This is a genomic window from Achromobacter veterisilvae (assembly GCF_900496975.1).
Classification (GTDB): Bacteria; Pseudomonadota; Gammaproteobacteria; order Burkholderiales; family Burkholderiaceae_B; genus Achromobacter; species Achromobacter veterisilvae.
Map to the genome: position 1 here is coordinate 50,223 of NZ_UFQC01000005.1, position 15,461 is coordinate 65,683.

At 68.5% G+C, this 15,461-nt stretch carries 15 protein-coding genes and 1 pseudogene; 13 read left to right on the forward strand and 3 right to left on the reverse strand.

Features of this window, described 5'->3' with window-relative positions:
- Positions 1–17: 17 nt before the first annotated feature.
- From AVE30378_RS05765 to AVE30378_RS05775, 3 genes and pseudogenes are all read right to left on the reverse strand, one after another.
- Entirely contained in the window at positions 18–563 is a 546-nt protein-coding gene (locus AVE30378_RS05765; protein ID WP_129239815.1) for a MarR family winged helix-turn-helix transcriptional regulator, read from the reverse strand.
- Positions 564–601: 38 nt separating this feature from the next.
- Positions 602–1,795: pseudogene (locus tag AVE30378_RS05770) on the reverse strand (collagen-like triple helix repeat-containing protein); the annotation flags it as partial.
- A 358-nt stretch (positions 1,796–2,153) separates the two neighbouring features.
- A complete protein-coding gene (locus AVE30378_RS05775; protein WP_129239816.1) occupies positions 2,154–3,863 on the reverse strand; it encodes a ShlB/FhaC/HecB family hemolysin secretion/activation protein in 1,710 nt (569 codons plus the stop codon).
- Positions 3,864–4,342: 479 nt separating this feature from the next.
- On the opposite strand from AVE30378_RS05775, the gene AVE30378_RS05780 reads away from it, so the two are divergent.
- From AVE30378_RS05780 to AVE30378_RS05840, 13 genes are all read left to right on the forward strand, one after another.
- Positions 4,343–5,173, forward strand: coding sequence for an MHYT domain-containing protein (locus AVE30378_RS05780; protein ID WP_129239817.1), 831 nt, complete (start codon positions 4,343–4,345; stop codon positions 5,171–5,173).
- Between the two features lie 123 nt (positions 5,174–5,296).
- A complete protein-coding gene (locus AVE30378_RS05785; RefSeq protein WP_129239818.1) occupies positions 5,297–5,485 on the forward strand; it encodes a Flp family type IVb pilin in 189 nt (62 codons plus the stop codon).
- A 172-nt stretch (positions 5,486–5,657) separates the two neighbouring features.
- Entirely contained in the window at positions 5,658–6,161 is a 504-nt protein-coding gene (locus tag AVE30378_RS05790; RefSeq protein ID WP_244234974.1) for a prepilin peptidase, read from the forward strand.
- Positions 6,128–6,568, forward strand: a complete 441-nt coding sequence (locus AVE30378_RS05795) for a TadE/TadG family type IV pilus assembly protein (RefSeq protein ID WP_244234975.1) — start codon at positions 6,128–6,130, stop codon at positions 6,566–6,568. The genes AVE30378_RS05790 and AVE30378_RS05795 overlap by 34 nt, the downstream gene beginning before the upstream one ends.
- A 1-nt stretch (position 6,569) precedes the next feature.
- Positions 6,570–7,061, forward strand: a complete 492-nt coding sequence (locus tag AVE30378_RS05800) for a TadE/TadG family type IV pilus assembly protein (RefSeq protein ID WP_129239820.1) — start codon at positions 6,570–6,572, stop codon at positions 7,059–7,061.
- Positions 7,058–8,008, forward strand: coding sequence for a Flp pilus assembly protein CpaB (gene cpaB, locus AVE30378_RS05805; RefSeq protein WP_129239821.1), 951 nt, complete (start codon positions 7,058–7,060; stop codon positions 8,006–8,008). Before AVE30378_RS05800 ends, cpaB begins: the two co-directional genes overlap by 4 nt.
- 63 nt (positions 8,009–8,071) lie before the next feature.
- A complete protein-coding gene (locus tag AVE30378_RS05810; RefSeq protein WP_129239822.1) occupies positions 8,072–9,439 on the forward strand; it encodes a type II and III secretion system protein family protein in 1,368 nt (455 codons plus the stop codon).
- Positions 9,436–10,779 carry a pilus assembly protein CpaE gene (locus AVE30378_RS05815; protein WP_165360103.1) on the forward strand — a complete coding sequence of 448 codons (1,344 nt, stop codon included), beginning with the start codon at positions 9,436–9,438 and terminating at the stop codon, positions 10,777–10,779. Before AVE30378_RS05810 ends, AVE30378_RS05815 begins: the two co-directional genes overlap by 4 nt.
- A gap of 37 nt (positions 10,780–10,816) precedes the next feature.
- A complete protein-coding gene (locus tag AVE30378_RS05820) occupies positions 10,817–12,181 on the forward strand; it encodes a TadA family conjugal transfer-associated ATPase (protein WP_129239824.1) in 1,365 nt (454 codons plus the stop codon).
- Positions 12,181–13,107, forward strand: a complete 927-nt coding sequence (locus AVE30378_RS05825; protein ID WP_129239825.1) for a type II secretion system F family protein — start codon at positions 12,181–12,183, stop codon at positions 13,105–13,107. The genes AVE30378_RS05820 and AVE30378_RS05825 overlap by 1 nt, the downstream gene beginning before the upstream one ends.
- A 13-nt stretch (positions 13,108–13,120) precedes the next feature.
- Positions 13,121–14,119 carry a type II secretion system F family protein gene (locus AVE30378_RS05830; protein WP_129239826.1) on the forward strand — a complete coding sequence of 333 codons (999 nt, stop codon included), beginning with the start codon at positions 13,121–13,123 and terminating at the stop codon, positions 14,117–14,119.
- Positions 14,119–14,991, forward strand: coding sequence for a tetratricopeptide repeat protein (locus AVE30378_RS05835; RefSeq protein WP_425265777.1), 873 nt, complete (start codon positions 14,119–14,121; stop codon positions 14,989–14,991). The genes AVE30378_RS05830 and AVE30378_RS05835 overlap by 1 nt, the downstream gene beginning before the upstream one ends.
- A gap of 22 nt (positions 14,992–15,013) precedes the next feature.
- The gene (locus AVE30378_RS05840; RefSeq protein ID WP_129239827.1) at positions 15,014–15,448 is read left to right on the forward strand and encodes a DUF3613 domain-containing protein; all 435 of its coding nucleotides are present in this window, start codon (positions 15,014–15,016) and stop codon (positions 15,446–15,448) included.
- Positions 15,449–15,461: the final 13 nt, after the last annotated feature.

A 15,461-nucleotide genomic window follows, 5' to 3' on the forward strand; every position in this document is an offset into this window, starting at 1 on the left:
GGGCCGGAGTCCGCCCGTCAGAACGTGCGCTGCGCGCTGCCCGCTTCCAGCCAGACGAGCGTGTCGTGCCGCAGGGCGCGCACGCACTGCGCCAGGTAGGCGTGCACCGTCTCCAGCTCCATGGCGTCGTAGCGGCGCGCCGTCGCCGCGACCGCGTCGGCCACCCACTGCCGTTCCTGCAACAGGTGCTGGCACTGTTCCTCGACCGGCCGGATGACGATCATGCGGCGGTCCAGGGGATGGCGGCCGCGCTGCACGTATCCGGCCGCCTCCAGCCGGTTGATCAGGGCCGTCGCGCCGCCCGAGCTGATGCCCATCAACTGGGCGAGCTGCCCGGTGGGCAGGGCGTCGAACTCCATCACCAGCTCCAGCGCCTTCAGGTCGGCCAGTGGGATGCCCAGCTTTTCGGCGAGGGCGGACTGGCACGCCGCGTGGTAGGCGGCGAACTGCCTGCCCAGCATCAGGACGACGTCCTCCAGCATCTCCGGACGCGCTTCGCTTCTGCGCGCATCGGGCATCACGGTCACATGCTCGTGGCGCAGAATGGTCTCTTGTTGCAGCATGGCTTCGCTCCCTTGAGGATGGAGGATCATTGCCGGGCCGACAGGCCGCCCAGCAGGCCGCCCAGGAGGCCGCCGTTGGCGGCGCCGCCGCCGGTAGTGCCGCCGGTAGCGCCGCCGGTCAGGCCGCCCGTGACGCCGCCGAGGCCGCCGGTCAGCGAGGCGACGGCTCCGGTGGCGTTCGCGAGCGTCGCGCCCAGCGGATTGGCGTTGCCCGGCGTGGCGTGGAGCAGGCCGCCGGCGCTGGCGACCGTGCCGCCCAGGCCTTGCAGCACGCCGTTCAGTCCGGCGGCTTCCCCGGGCAGCGATCCGCCCAGGTTGGTGACGGTGCCGCCCAGGCTGGTCAGCAGGCCGGCAACCGGCGCGCCCAGCCGGGTGGTGTCGCCCACCTGCTGGGTCAGCCCGGTCGCGGTGCCGGCGAGCGGGCTGGCGCTGGGATCGAGCGCCGCGCCCAGGCCGGCCAGCGTGGGTTGCAGGCCCAGCGGCAGCACGTTGTCCACGGTCTTGCCGGCATTGCCCAGCGCCGGTTCCAGCAGCGGGGTCGACGGGCCGCCCAGCACGCCGCCGGTGATGCCGGACGCCGCCTGCGTCACGGGATTGAGCAGGCCGCCCTGTCCCGACAGGCCCGCGGTCAAGGCGCCCACGGCGCTGGTGGCGTTGCCCAGCACGGTCGTCAGGGGATCGGGGTTGTTCGCGTCAGCATGCAGCAGGCCGCCGGTGCTGGCCACCGTCTTGCCCAGGCCGTCCACCAGGCCGCCGACGCCGGCGCCCAGGCCGCCCGGCAGGCCCGCGCCGTCGACCGTGGCGCCCAGGCCGCCGACCAGGTCGCCGACCTGTTTGGCGGCGCCGTCCACCGGCTGCCCCAGGCCCGTCGCGGCGCCGATCTGCTGGGTCAGGCCCACCACCGTATCGGCCACGGGCTTGACGGTGGGATCCAGGGCCTTGCCCACGCCGCCCAGCGTCGCGTCCAGATTCAGCGGCAGGGTGTTGTCCACGGCGCCGCCGGTGTTGCCCAGGGTCGTTTCAAGCAGGCCGGCCGTGACGGGATTGGTCGGGTCGGTGCCGCCGGGCTTGGTGCCGCCGGGGCTCGTCGGGATGCCCGTGCCCGGCAAACCCGCGGATTTGCTGCCGCCACCGCCGCCGCCGCATGCGGCCAGCGCGCTCATCAGCGCGGCGGCCAGGGCCGTGGAAGTCAGGATGCGCGAAAGGCGGCGAACCTCGATTTTGGTATGCATGGCGAACTCCTTGTGTTGGAAGAGTCAGGCGGAGAAACGGCCCGATACACCTACACATGCACAAAGCGTGCCAACATTTTTCAAATTGCGAGTCCAGCCTCTGATGCTCGTGACTCGGTTGTAAAAAATCCTTTTATTTCATGGTGTTGAGAGCCGGTGTCGGGTTTACCCCGATTCTGTGAAACTCACGGATTTACGATCACGCGGAGCCTGCGAATGTTACGAATGGCCGCTTATCCGGGGTAACGTTACGGATAACGTTACGTTACGCCGGACACGGTTGCCATGCCGGAAAGACGAAGGCCGCGGGAGGGGGGAAGCGCGGGCGTCCAGATGGGTTGCGCGCGCGCGACGGCGTTCAGAACGCGTCGTAATAGAGCGAGTAATTGGCGTTGAACCGCAGGTCGCGATTGTTGTCGATGGTTGCGGATCCCACCGGCTTGGCGACGTTGAAATCGAACAGATAGTATTTGTCGTCCGTGAAGCGGATGCCCAGCGCCACGGAAGACAGATGCCGCTGGTTCAGCGCCTGCAGGCTCTTGTTGTTGTACCAGGTGCGCGCGTAGTCGACCAAGGCATAGGGCTGCACGCCGGACAGGTATTCCCAGCCCGTGCCGAAGCGCCGGTTGATTTCCGCCGACACGCCTATGCCCTTGTCCCCGCTCTGTTCGCCTTGGGGATACCCCATGGCATAGCGCCAACTGCCGTACGAGACCTGCTCCGACGACGGCAGGATGTCGCTGGAATATTGCCCGGCGCCCGAGAAGGTCAGGCCGAACTGGGCGGGCAGCGCGAAGGTCTGCTTCGCGTTGAGGTTGTAGCGGGTGAAGTCCAGGTCGAGGATGGGCTTGGCGGAATATCCGTAGTTCGTGGAGATGTCCTTCTTGGCGCCGGCCGCGTCGAAGCCCTTGGCCACGCTCAGCGCCACGTCCGTGGCCTGGCTTTCGGATAGCTGGATGTAGCGCAGTTCGGCGCTGGCGGCGCGCACGCGGGCATCCTGCTGCAGCCAGCGGTCGGTGCTGCGGGAGTCGTAGCGGTCCTTGGAATTGGCGGCATACACGCCGAGCGTGCCCGTAAGCGAACGCGTGTTGTTCAGCAGGAACGGATAGCTCACTCCGATGCCGATGCGGTCATTCTTCACGCGCCGCTCGAAGCCCAGGTATTCGATGGCGTCGTCCTTGGGCCTGGCGTCGTAGTGGTAGCCGTCGACCTTCACCGCCAGGCCGTCGGCGCCGATCGGCACGCGGATTTCGCCCGACACGTACTTCACGTCGTCGGTGTTGAAGGGCACCGAGGCGGTCAGCTTCACCTGTTCGCCCAGAGGCGTCAGGCTGTTGGCCGCCAGGTTCACCAGCGGCTGCATGCCGGTGCCGAGGTCGGCGATGCCGCCGGTGAGGCCGACGGGCTGCCGGCTCGCCGCCAGCACCAGTTCGGTGGCGCCATCGGCGCGGCGCGGCAGATCCAGGCTGGGCGTGAACTTGACCCCGGGCACCGTGCGCATCAGGTTCAGTTGCCGTTCCAGCGTGGCCTGCCTGAGCGGCCTTTCCTCTTTCAAGGGGCCGGCCAGGGTTTCAAGGCGGTCCAGCGCATTGCCGATGTCGCCTTCGATGCGCACCGAACCGATGAATCCCTCGACCACCGTCACCACGACCAGGCCATTGGCGAAAGCCTGGTTCTGCACCAGCGCGAACGACAGGGGATAGCCCTTGTCGCGGTAGAGCTGGGTGATCTTGTCCACCTGCTGCACCAATTCGCCCAGGCTGATTTCCTTGCCCGCCAATGGGCTCAGCAGCGCGGAAACCTCTTCGAAGGGAATGGCGCGCACGCCGGTCACGTCGAAATTGCGCGGCACGATGCGCTGCGCCAGGCGAGCCCGCAGGGCCAATTGTTCAGGAGTCGCCGTCTGCACGACGGGCGGAGGCTGCGTTGCCGAAGGCGGGCGTTCCAGCTTCGGCATGGCATCGACTGGATTGCCCCGCAGCGGACCTTCCGCGCGGGCATCGGCGCCGGCCGCGAGGGCGCAGACGAGGGCGAGGGAAAGCGGGCCTGCCGGAAGCGTGCGTCTCATGCCTTTTATGTCTCTCGTTTCGGCGGCGCAGTTCAACAGAAGTCCGATATTCGCCGGGTCTCGGATACGGGACGGAACAACGCCTGTAAACAAAATTTGCCGTGAGGTTTCGAATATGGTGCCAGCCGCTCGTTAAAATGACAATTTATTTCAAGCCGCTTAATTAGAAACGGCAAAATACCAACAATGTTGCAAACTTGAAACTGCATGAATAGGAATAAAACAGGGCTAAATAATTGTTTTAAATGAGATATACAAGAATATAGGAATATGAGTTACATATTGAATCCAGCATTATTACGAATATTGGTGAAAACCCTGATGTGTATTAAATAGTAATAGATAAGACTATAAAAAACGTATTTGTAAATGGCACTGGCTCAGGCTACGGGAGTCCATCGGATGAGCAAGGGTGACCGCAAGAAGAACCGCAAGCGCGAGCCGGCCGCGCGGGGCAGCCGGTTTCAAAAAGGTCGGCCATGACCCCGGGCGAAATCGTTCCGCTTTCCTTCAACGGGGGGCTCGTGGCGCTCTCGTTCCTGGTCGCCGTTCTCGGTTCCTACGTGGCCATGCTGGCGGCGGCGGGCATCCGGGCCGAAACCCGGGACGGCGAAATCCGCATCGGCTACATCCTCATCGGCGCGGTCGCGATGGGCGGGGTCGGTATCTGGAGCATGCATTTCATCGGCATGCAGGCCCAGAACCTGCCGTTCGAAGTGGGTTATCAACTGGGTCTCACCGTGCTCAGTTTCCTGGTCGCCGCCGGCCTTTCCGGTTGGGCCTTCTGGTTTATCGGGCGCGAGCGTTTCACTTTTTTCCGCTGCCTGACCGGCGGCGCCGCGGCGGGACTGGGCGTGGTGGCCATGCATTATGTGGGCATGAGCGCCATGCGTATGCCGGCCGTATTGCTCTGGAATCTGCCGATGGTGGTTTTGTCGGCGTTTATCGCCGTCATTGCCGCTTCCGCGGCGTTGTGGCTCGCTTTCAATACCCAGAATGAACGCCAGCGTTTTGGATCGGCGGTCTTGATGGCGCTGGCGATCTGCGGCATGCATTACACCGGCGCGGCGGCGGGAACCGTCGTCTGCACGGCGGCTCGGGAATATGCCAGCCTGCAGATCGGCGGCGTCATGCTGCCCTATATCGCATTCGCTTTGTCCGCGGCGACGATGCTGCTCATGAGATGGCATTTGCAGCGGGCATCCAGACGGTTCCGCGCGCGCACCGCGCGGCGCATCGACTCGATCATTGAATCGGCGCCGATGGCGAGTCCGGGGAGGTTGCCCGGATCCGCCCCGGGGCCGGGTTAGGGGGGGCTCCGGATGCGCGCCGGCAAGCGACAGCGCCGGCGCGCGGGGCGGTTCCGGGGAAAGTGGGCTGATTCCGCCGCAGGCGGGCAGCCCGGTGATAAATCGAGATCGATGGAGCTCGACATGAAAGCAAAACTTGCGCAGTTCTGGAATGACGAAGACGGCATCACCGCCCTGGAGTACGGGCTGATCGCCGGCATGATCGCGGTGGCCCTGCTCATCTCCGTAAAGACCTTCACCGATGCGCTGGATGGCCTGTTCGCGGGAATCGGCGAGGCGTTGAGCGGCAACACGCCCGGCGCAGGCGGCTGACGCGGCCGGATCCGGAACGGGGCCATGCCGCGATGCCGGGCTGCTTCCCGCCATCGCGGCGTCCACCCGCCTGTCCGCGTCCTCGGCTTGAAGAGAACGTCGTCCATCCGGAGGGACGGGCCCGCCGTTGAATCCGATTTCTGAAGGTTCTGCCTTGTATCCAGGGGAAGTATTGTGGTGGCTGCTGTTCGCAAGCTGGATTCTGGCGCTGATCCACAGCGATCTGCGCTATCGCCGCGTCCCCAACGCCTTGATCGTCGCGGGGGCGGCGGCGCAGTTGCTATGGCTGCTGGCCGCGTTGTTCGCGCCTGGCTGGGCCTACCCGCCGCGCTGGTCGGGATGGCTCATGGCATTGCTGGGATTCCTGGCCGCGGTTCCGTTCCTGCCGCTGTGGACCCGGCGCCTGATGGGCGCGGGCGACATCAAGGCGATCGCCGTCCTGGGCCTGCTGCTGGGCCTGGCGCCGCTGCTGGCGGTTCTTGCGATTGCCAGCCTGCTGGCGGGCCTGCACGCCTTGCTGTACCTGGCGGCGTCGCGCTTCGTGACGCTGGGCGGACGGCTGCGCCAGATTCCGTACGCCGCCTACCTGGGCGCCGCCGCGCTCAGCGTGGCGCTTATGCCCTTGAATTCGGCCTGGTATTCGTGGTGTTCTTCCTGGTGTTCTACGGGATCCTGACGTATTCCCTCGTGGCCGCCGCGCAGAACTCCGTCGCGCTTGCCGCGCAGGACGGCGCGCGCAAGGTGTTGCAGTGGCAGGCGGGCACGCCTTCGCTCGCGGCTCGCGCCAACGCGGGACGCGATACCGCCCTGCGGCGCGCGGAATGGATCAGCGCGGTCTCGGCATCGCCGGTCCAGGTGGCGGTTTGCGGCAGTTCGGGCACGCTGAGCAGTTCGGCGGGCGGGGCCTGCAGCGGATTGCCGGTGGCCGCCGGCCAGGTCGAGGTGACGGTTTCCTATGCGTACGGGGCCCACCCCCTGATCCCCTCGGTGCCCTTGCTGCGGACGGCGCTGATGCCGGCCTCCAGCGTGCTGAGCGCCCGCGCCCTGGTGCATCTGGGCGATTCCCTGGACGAGGGAGGCTGAGATGCGCGCGCCTTGCCGGTTCCATGCGCCGCATTCCCCCCGCCGGTCCCAGCGAGGCATCGCGGCGCTGGAATTTTCGCTGACCTTGATCATGCTGCTGATGTTCATCTGCGGCGTGCTCGGCTTCGGCGCCTTGTTCTGGATGCAGCAGCAACTGGCCTCGGCGTCGGCCGACGGCGCGCGCGCCGCCGTCTTCGCGCGGTTCAGCGGCCAGGCCGATGCGCCGTCCGCGGCGTGTTCCGCCGCGATGAGCGCCTTCTCGCCCGGCTCCGGCGTGGCGTGCGCGGCCTCCAGCGCGCCGTGCGACTGGGTCGGCTCCGAAGGGCAGCAGGCCAATTGCGCCACGGTGGCCATGACTTACGACACCCAGTCCTGGCCGTTGCTGGCCACCTTGCAGGGCCTGATCGCCGCTTTGCCCGGCGTGGGGCGGAACTGGATTCCCACCCGGCTGCATTCGCAAGCCGTCGTACAGATATCGCAGGGGGCGCCATGAGCGGTTTGAGCAAGTTCGTCGCGGGGATGCTGTTGGCGGCGGGCCTGGTGCTGGCCTTCATCGCCTGGAGGCTGGCTTCCGCGCCGGCCCCCGTCGCGCCGGCGCCCGCGCCCGCACCGCAGGCGGCGCAGCCCGCCGCGCCGGTCAAGTTCCATCCCGTCGTCGTGGCCAGGGAGCCGATGCCGGCCGGCACGCGCATCGATGCCGCAAAGATGCTGGCGGTGGCCCAGTGGCAGGCGGCGCTGTCGGGCGGCTACGAGACCGTGGCCCCGCTGGAAGGCGCCGTGACGAAGGTGGACGTCGCCGCGGGCGACCCGATTCTGCCCAGCCTGCTGGCGCAGGGGCTGGCCCGCCACCTCAAGCCGGGCGAACGCGCCGTCGCCATCGCGGTGGACGACGTGGCCGGCGGCGGCAACCGCATCGCGCCGGGCGATTGGGTGGATGTGTTCTTCATGATCGACAAGGGACAGGAGGTGCCCGGCGCCCAGGCGCGCCTGCTGCAGGCCCAGGTGCGCGTGCTGGCATACGGCAGGGCGTCCGTGGACGGGCCGGAGGAAAAAACGGCGGGACAGCCGGGCGCGTCCGGCCAGCCCGCGAAGACGGCGATGCTGGCGGTGCCGGTCGAACAGGTCAACGAACTGATGCTGGCCAGCCGCGCGGGCCGGCTGCAACTGGCGCTGCGTCCGGTGGGCGACGAGAACGTGCCGGACGCGGAACTGTTCGTGCCGCGCGGCGCGGTCCTGGCGGCCCGGGCCGATTTGACGCCGGCGCAGCGCGAAGCGCTGAAGCAGCCGCCGAACCGCGCCTTCGCCGGCGAAAGCCTGGTCCAGCTCGATGGAACGACGGCCGTCGCGCGTCCGCCCGCCGCGGCCGCGCGCAGCGCGCCGGGGGGCGGAAGGACGGTCGAAATCCTGCGTGGAGACAAATCCGAACGAGTGCGCTACTGAACGCAGCCGCGCGTGGCCGGGCCACTCGCGGCTGGACTCTTGCCTATGACCAGATCCAGTCCAATGAAGAAACCTCAGTGCATCTCTCTCATCCGGCGCCTGTCGGCGATCGCGGCGATCGGCTGCGGCGGCATCGCCCTGGCGCAGTCCGCCGTGCCCGCGGCGGCTGCCGACGCGCCGGCTCCCGTCCGCGATCTTGCCCTGGCCGTCAAGGGCCAGCAGACGCTGCTGCTCGATGGCGCGGCGCCTTCGCGCATCGCGATCGGCGATCCCGACGTGGCCGACGTGAGGATCCTGCCCGCCTCGGGCAAGCGCGCGGGCTCGCTGCTGATCTACGGCAAGAAGCCCGGCACCACGCAGTTGCGGATCTGGAGCGGCGCCAGCCCCGCGCCGCAAGTCTGGAACCTGCGCGTGGGCGGCAGTGTCCAGGGCGCGCTGGCCAGCCGGGGCATCGCAGGCGGGGCCAATATCGATATCGCGGGCGACCGCGCCGTGGTCTCCGGCCATGCCGAAACGCCGATGGGGCAGGTCGCCTCCGTCGCCATGGCCGCCGCCGCCGTGGGCGGCGAGAAGAACGTGGTGGACGTATCGTCCGCCGGCACCAGCGGCGTCGTGCAGGTCGAAGTCAAAGTCGTCGAGGTGTCGCGTTCGGTGATGAAGGAGGCCGGCATCAACTGGACCGCGGGAGGCAGCGGGCCGTGGAGCGCGGCCAGCAGCCTGATCCCGGCAAACCTGGGCGCGGCGGCGTCCGGCTTTTCGCTGTTCTACGACACCAACAATTTCTCCGCCAACCTGCGCCTGCTGCAGACCAACGGCATGGCGCGCGTGCTGGCCGAACCCACGCTCGTGGCGCTGACCGGGCAGAGCGCCAGCTTCCTGGCGGGCGGCGAGCTGCCGATTCCGGAGTCCGGGGGGCTGGGAACGGTGTCGGTCGCGTTCAAGCCTTTCGGCATCGGCCTGACCGTCACGCCCACGGTGCTGTCGCGCGACCGCATTTCGTTGAAGGTGGCCCCCGAGGCCAGCGAACTGGACTACAGCAACGGCATCGCGATCAGCAACGGTCCGGACTCCACCTCGATCATCCCGGCCTTGCGCACGCGCCGCGCCGATACGACTGTCGAGCTGGGCGATGGCGAAAGTTTCGTGATCAGCGGCCTGGTGTCGCGCCAGACCAAGGCGATGGTCAGCAAGGTGCCGCTGCTGGGCGACCTGCCGATCATCGGGTCGTTCTTCCGCAGCCTGGACTACAAGCAGGAGGACACCGAGCTGGTCATCGTGGTGACGCCGCGCCTGGTGCGCCCCATCGCGCGCGGCGTGACCTTGCCGCTGCCGGGGGAAAAACAGGAGCGCGCGGACAGCGGCTTCAATGCGTGGGGCTATTACCTGACCGGCCCGGTGGGCGGCCAGCAGATGCCGGGCTTTTCGCGGTGAACAATATGAAAACACATGCTAGCGAGTGGGTGGGCCTGCAAAACAGCAGGCGGTTTCTGTTTTGCTCCCAGGGCGCGGACGTCGCCGCCCAACTGGGACAGGCGCTGGGAGACATGGGGATGCTGACCCAGGAATCGCCCGGCACGGAAGAACTGGCGCGGCGCCTGGCGGAAATAGCGCCGCAGGTGGTGTTCCTGGATTTCACCCTGAGCGGGGACGAGCCCGGGAAACTGTTCAAGTCCGCCGAACTGGCGCGCCTGTTGGCGCGCATTGCGCCGAGCCTGCCGCGGGTGGCGGTCGGGCTGCTGAGCCAGCCGGAAGGGGCCATCGCGGCCTTGCGCGCGGGCGTCAGCGATTTCGTGGATCCCACGGTGGCGCCGCAGGAAATCAAGGAAATCGTGCTGAGGCTGCTGGACGCGCAGCCCGGCGACTCGCGTGCGGACGGTTCGCGGCGCAGCGTGCTGCTGCTGGGCGCACGGCCCGGCGTGGGCGCCAGCACCCTGGCCGTGCACCTGGCCGGCATGGTGCAGGACCGCCTGAAGCACGTGCATGCCGCGCACGCCGGCGCCCATGCGGGCAAGGCCCCCAAGGCCCACGCGGCCGAGCCGGGGGACTTGCTGCCCTTGTCCAGCCGCGTGGCGCTGATGGACCTGGGCTGGCCGGTGGGCGATTGCCAGCTCTATCTGAACATTGGCGGCGATTTCGACTTCGCCGAGGCGGCGCGCAATCTGCGCCGCCTGGACTCCACGCTGCTGGGATCGGCCATGCCGCACACGGCCAGCGGCCTGAGCGTCCTGTCCCTGCCCCGCGACCTGGGGCAGATGCGCGATGTCTCGCAGTCCGACTCGCTGCTGGTCTTCGAGCGCATGCGCCAGCACTTCGGCGTGGTGGTCGCGGATTCGGGCGGCTTCACCAATCCGGAGTTCGTGGCCGGGCTGGCGCGGGCCTCGCAGCAGAACTGGATCGTGACCGACCAGAGCGTCGGCGCGCTGGTGTCGCTGGCGGGGCTGCTGCAGGAGCTGGAGCAGTTGCACGTCGAACGCCGCAGCCTGGGCCTGATCGTCAACCGCTACGACGAGCGCTACGGCATGACCGCGCAGCAGATCGCCGAGCGCTTCCAGTTGGAGCTGGTGGGCACGCTGCCGGACCGCACGCTGGCCCTGATGGTGTGCACCAACCAGGGCCATCTGCTGCACGAGGAAGCCGAGCGGGACATCTACGTGCGCGCGGTGCAGACGCTTGCGGAAAAGCTGTGCGTGGAAGAGAACCCGCCTGGCGGGCGGGCAGGCTGGCTGGCCACCTGGCTGCCCGGCGTGCATCGCCGGATGGTGGTCGGTTAACGGAAAGACGAACGGACGGACAGCGGCGGGATCCGACATGATCATGACAGCGACGGTAGAGTTCGGCGGAGACGGCGACAAGGGCTTTTCGGCGTCGAACCGATTCCAGGAAGTGAAGACGGCGGCGTACGAGCACCTGCTTTCCCGGATCGAGGAACTGGGCGCCGAGTTCGGCCGCTGGGCCCGTTCGGCGATCCAGGAGTTCGTGGACATCGAGGTCGCGAGCTTCGTGCGCCTGCGCAGGGTGCCGATCAACGAAGGCGAAATGCGGCAGATCGCCGAGGCGCTGACCAAGGAACTGGCGGGCCTGGGGCCGCTGGAGGATCTGTTGGCGGATCCGGCCGTGGAAGACATCCTGATCAACGGCTACGACAATGTGTTCGTGTCGCGCCGCGGCGTGCTCGCCCGCGAGACGCTGAGGTTCACCGACAACCAGCACGTGTTGCGCATCGTGCGCCGCATCCTGGCTCCGATCGGCCGCCGCCTGGACGAGTCCAGCCCCATGGTGGACGCGCGCCTGCCCGACGGCGGCCGCCTGAACGTGGTGATCGAGCCGCTGGCCGTGGACGGCCCCATGGTCTCGATCCGCAAGTTCCGCCAGGATCCGCTCAAGCCGGCCGACCTGCTGACCCTGGGCACCTTCGACGAAGAGATCTACCGGCTGCTGCACGAGGCAGTGAAGAACCGCTGCAACATCCTGGTCTCCGGCGGCACGAGTTCCGGCAAGACCTCGCTGCTCAACGCGCTGGCGTTCTTCATTCCGGAGACCGAGCGCGTGGTCACGGTGGAGGACACCGCGGAACTCTCGCTCAACCACCCGCACGTGGTGCGGCTGGAGTCCCGCCAGGGCGGCTTCGACGGCAGCGGCGCGGTCAGCATCCGCGAACTGATCCGCAATAGCCTGCGGATGCGGCCGGACCGCGTGGTGGTCGGCGAAGTGCGCGGCGCGGAAGTCATGGACATGCTGCAGGCGATGAACACGGGCCACGAGGGGTCGATGGCCACCATCCATGCGAATTCGCCGCGCGAATGCCTCTACCGGATCGAGATGCTGGCGGGATTCGCCGGTTTCCAGGGCAGCGAGGACAGCCTGAGGCGGCAGATCGCCAGCGCGCTGGATTTCATCGTGCAGATCGGCCGCCTGTCCAGCGGCAAGCGCCGCGTGCTGTCGGTGACCGAGGTCACGGGCATGGGCGACAGCGTTATTTCCACCCAGGAGCTTTACCGCCACGAGACGTTCATGACGCCCGAGGGCGAGGAAAAGGACCGCTGGAAGTGGCTGGGCATCCATCCCCATACGCCCAAGCTGGCCAAGATGCGTTCCGAGGCGCGCGCCAACGACGCCGCGGCGGGCGATGCCGACGGGGGCGGCGCGGGCGGATTCTGGAGCCGGAGGCGCTGATGGATCAGGTCCTGGTACTGGCGAGCCTGGCGGCGGTGCTGGCCGTCGGAGCGGTCCTGTTGTGGCGCCATGCCAGCAGCGGCGCGCGCCGCGCCGCGAGTTCGGCGTTTCTGGAGAACCAGCTCAGCCGGGGCCGCGACGCGCGCCGCGAGAGCGAGCCCTTTTCGGCGGGCTCGCGGGCCATGCGCAGCGGCCTGCTGGGATGGGACCGCCTGTTGCTGCTGGCCGGCGTGCGCCAGAGCGCGGGGCTGTATCTGCGCCTTGCGGCGGCACCCGTCGGCGGGGCGGCGCTGGCCTGGCTGTTCCTGGGGGGATTGTCCGGCGCGGTGACGCTGGTGCTGGCGGCCGTGCTGGAGTATTTCCTGCTGTGGCTGCGGGCCGACAAGCGCCAGCGCCGGATGATTTCGCAGTTGCCCGCGTTCCTGGACAACATCGTTCGCCTCGTCACCATCGGCAACAGCATGGGCTCGGCCTTCCAGACGGCGGCGGCCAACACGGACGAACCCTTGCGCGAGGTGATGGAAACGGCCGCCAGCCTGAGCCGCTCGGCCAAGGAACTGGACGCGGCTCTCGTGCACGTGTCGCGCCTGTACGGGCTGAAGGAGCTGTACATGATCGCCGCCGTCGTATCGCTGGCGATGCGTTTCGGCGGCCGCAGCGACCAGGTGCTGGAACGCATGGCCGCCTTCATGCGCGACGTGGCCCAGGCGCGCAACGAACTGTCGGCAAGCTCTGCCGAGGTGCGGCTGTCGGCCTGGATCCTGGCGCTGCTGCCGGTGGGGATCGCGGGCTTCATCATCGTGGCGAACAACAATCTGTTCATGGGGCTGTGGCACGACCCCGCGGGCTTCAAGATGCTGGCGACCGCCGTGGGCCTGCAGATCGGCGGCAGTTATTGGCTGTACCGCATGGCCAAGTCCATTTGAGGGGAGGCGCCTGATGGACATCCCGCAATCCTGGAACGTCTCCACCGTGCTGGCGATGGCGTTGATGCTCGTCGCCGCGGGGATGCTGGTGCTGGGCATCGGCATCTTGCGGCGCCTGCGCGGGCAGAGCAGGAGCCGGCAGGTCGTGGACCAGGCGCTGACGGCGCGGCGGATGGGCGGCGGATCCGCCGCGGTCCCGCCGGCGCAGGACGGGCAGGGCAGGTTCGCGGCCGCCGCGCGCGCGGCGGATTCGTTCGGCAAGCGGTTGAGCGAGGGCCGGCTGGCCGATACGCTGCTGGCCGCCGAAGACCGCAAATTGGTGGACATGGCGGGCTACGCCGACACGGGCACGGCCCGGTCGCGCTTCGCCGCCATCCGTTTCGGCCTGGCGCTGCTGCTGCCCGTCGCCGCCGTGGCGGCGGGCCTGCGCTACCGCCATATCGATGCCTGGGAAGAAATGCTCGTCGCCGCCTTTTTCGGGTTCGCGATCGGCTACATGCTGCCCAAGTGGATCGTGCGCCGCCGCGTGGCGCGCCGCCGCCGCATGGCGGCCGACGAATTGCCCTTGCTGGTCGACCTGCTGCGCCTGCTGCAGGGCGTGGGGCTGTCGATCGACCAGAGCCTCCAGGTGCTGGTGACGGAGTTCGGACAGGTGCTGCCAGTGCTGTCCCAGGAACTGCGCCTGGCGTCCGAACTGTATGTGCGCGGCAGGACGCGCGAGCAGTCGCTGGCCAGGCTGGCGGCGGGCTTCGACAACGACGACCTCTCCGCCATCTGCCGCCTGATCGCGCAGGTGGACCAGCACGGGGGCGCGGTGCAGGAGCCCCTGAACCGCTTCGGCGAGCGGCTGCGCGAATCGCGCCGGCTGGAATTGAAGGAGAAGGTGGGCAAGGCCACGGTCAAGATGACGGGGGTCATGATCGTGACCTTGCTGCCCGCGCTGTTGATCATCACGGGCGGAGCGGGATTCATCGCGGTGATACGCGCGTTGTCGCGCATGGGGGGAACATGATGGCGGGCGCAATGGAAAGGCGGCGGGGCGCGGCGCGCTGGATGCTGGCGGCCGCGTCGGCGGCGGCGGTCGCCGGCCTGGCCGGATGCAAGACGAACAGCGCGGAATCCGCGTGGCAGCTCATCCAGCAACAGCAGCAGGAACAGGCGCTGGCGCGCCAGAAAGAGGACGAGGCCCAGGGCCGCAACCGGCCGCGGGAACCGGACATGATGCTGTCCATGATCGCCGAGGCGCAGCGCCAGGAACGCTACTTCGCGTCCCTGGCCTACATCGACGCATACCAGCAGAAGTTCGGCGCCGACAGCCGCGTGGCGGTCATGCGCGCGGACGCCCTGCGGCAGACCGGGCAGACCGCGGCCAGCGAGCAGGCCTATCGCGCGCTGACCCACGGCGGCCAGGCGGCGGAGGGGTGGCACGGCCTGGGCCTGATCGCCGGCGGCCGGGGCCAGTTCGACCAGGCGGCCGACGACTTCGCGCGGGCGGCCAGGCTGGCCCCGATGAACGCGCGCATCCTGGGCGACCTGGGCTACGCGAGATTGCGGGCGGGCGACCTGAACGGGGCGCGGGTGCCGCTGGGACAGGCCGCCGAACTGGCGCCCGAGAACGGCAGGGTCCTGGCCAATATGGCGGTGCTGCTGCTGGTCGAGGGCGACCCCGTCAAGGCCCGGCGCCTGATGGACCAGGCGCAGTTGGGGGACGAGGCGCGCGGGCAAGTGCAGCGCCTGGCCTCCGAGATCCGTGGCCAGCTCGCGCCCGCGCCCTTGCCCGCCGCCAACCTGCCGGCTACCCGCGTGTCCAGCGGCGCGGGCCCCGCCATGCCGATGATGAGCCCCTTGATGGACGGCCTGGGCAACGGGCCCATCGTGCGCTAACCCCATATTCAGGAAAACTCCCATGTCCCACGCGCGCTACCTCGCTTCGTTTTCCCTGGCCATGGCGCTGGCCATGTTGGCTGCGCCGGCCAGCCATGCCCAGTCGAATGCGCCGCTGACCGGCGCCATGTCGGGCGCCGCGCCGCCGCCCGCCGCGCTGCCCGACCGGCCCGTGGTGCAGCAGGTATCCGCGCCGATGCCCGCGGAGGCGCCGGCCATGGCGCAGGCGGGCGCCCAGGCAGCCTCTCAGGCAACGCCCCAGGCCGCGGCCCCCGAAGGCTTCGGCGACGTGACGCGCGGCCTGCTGGCGGCGCAGGCCGACGGCCGGCGGGCGGGCGGAGCGCTGCCCATCCTGGGCCCGGTGTCCACCGCGGCCTGGAACCGCTATCTGGACAGTTTCAAGCATCCCATTCCCGAATGGATGCAGAAGCGCGTCGAAACCAAGAACACCAATTGAGGCCGGGATCCCA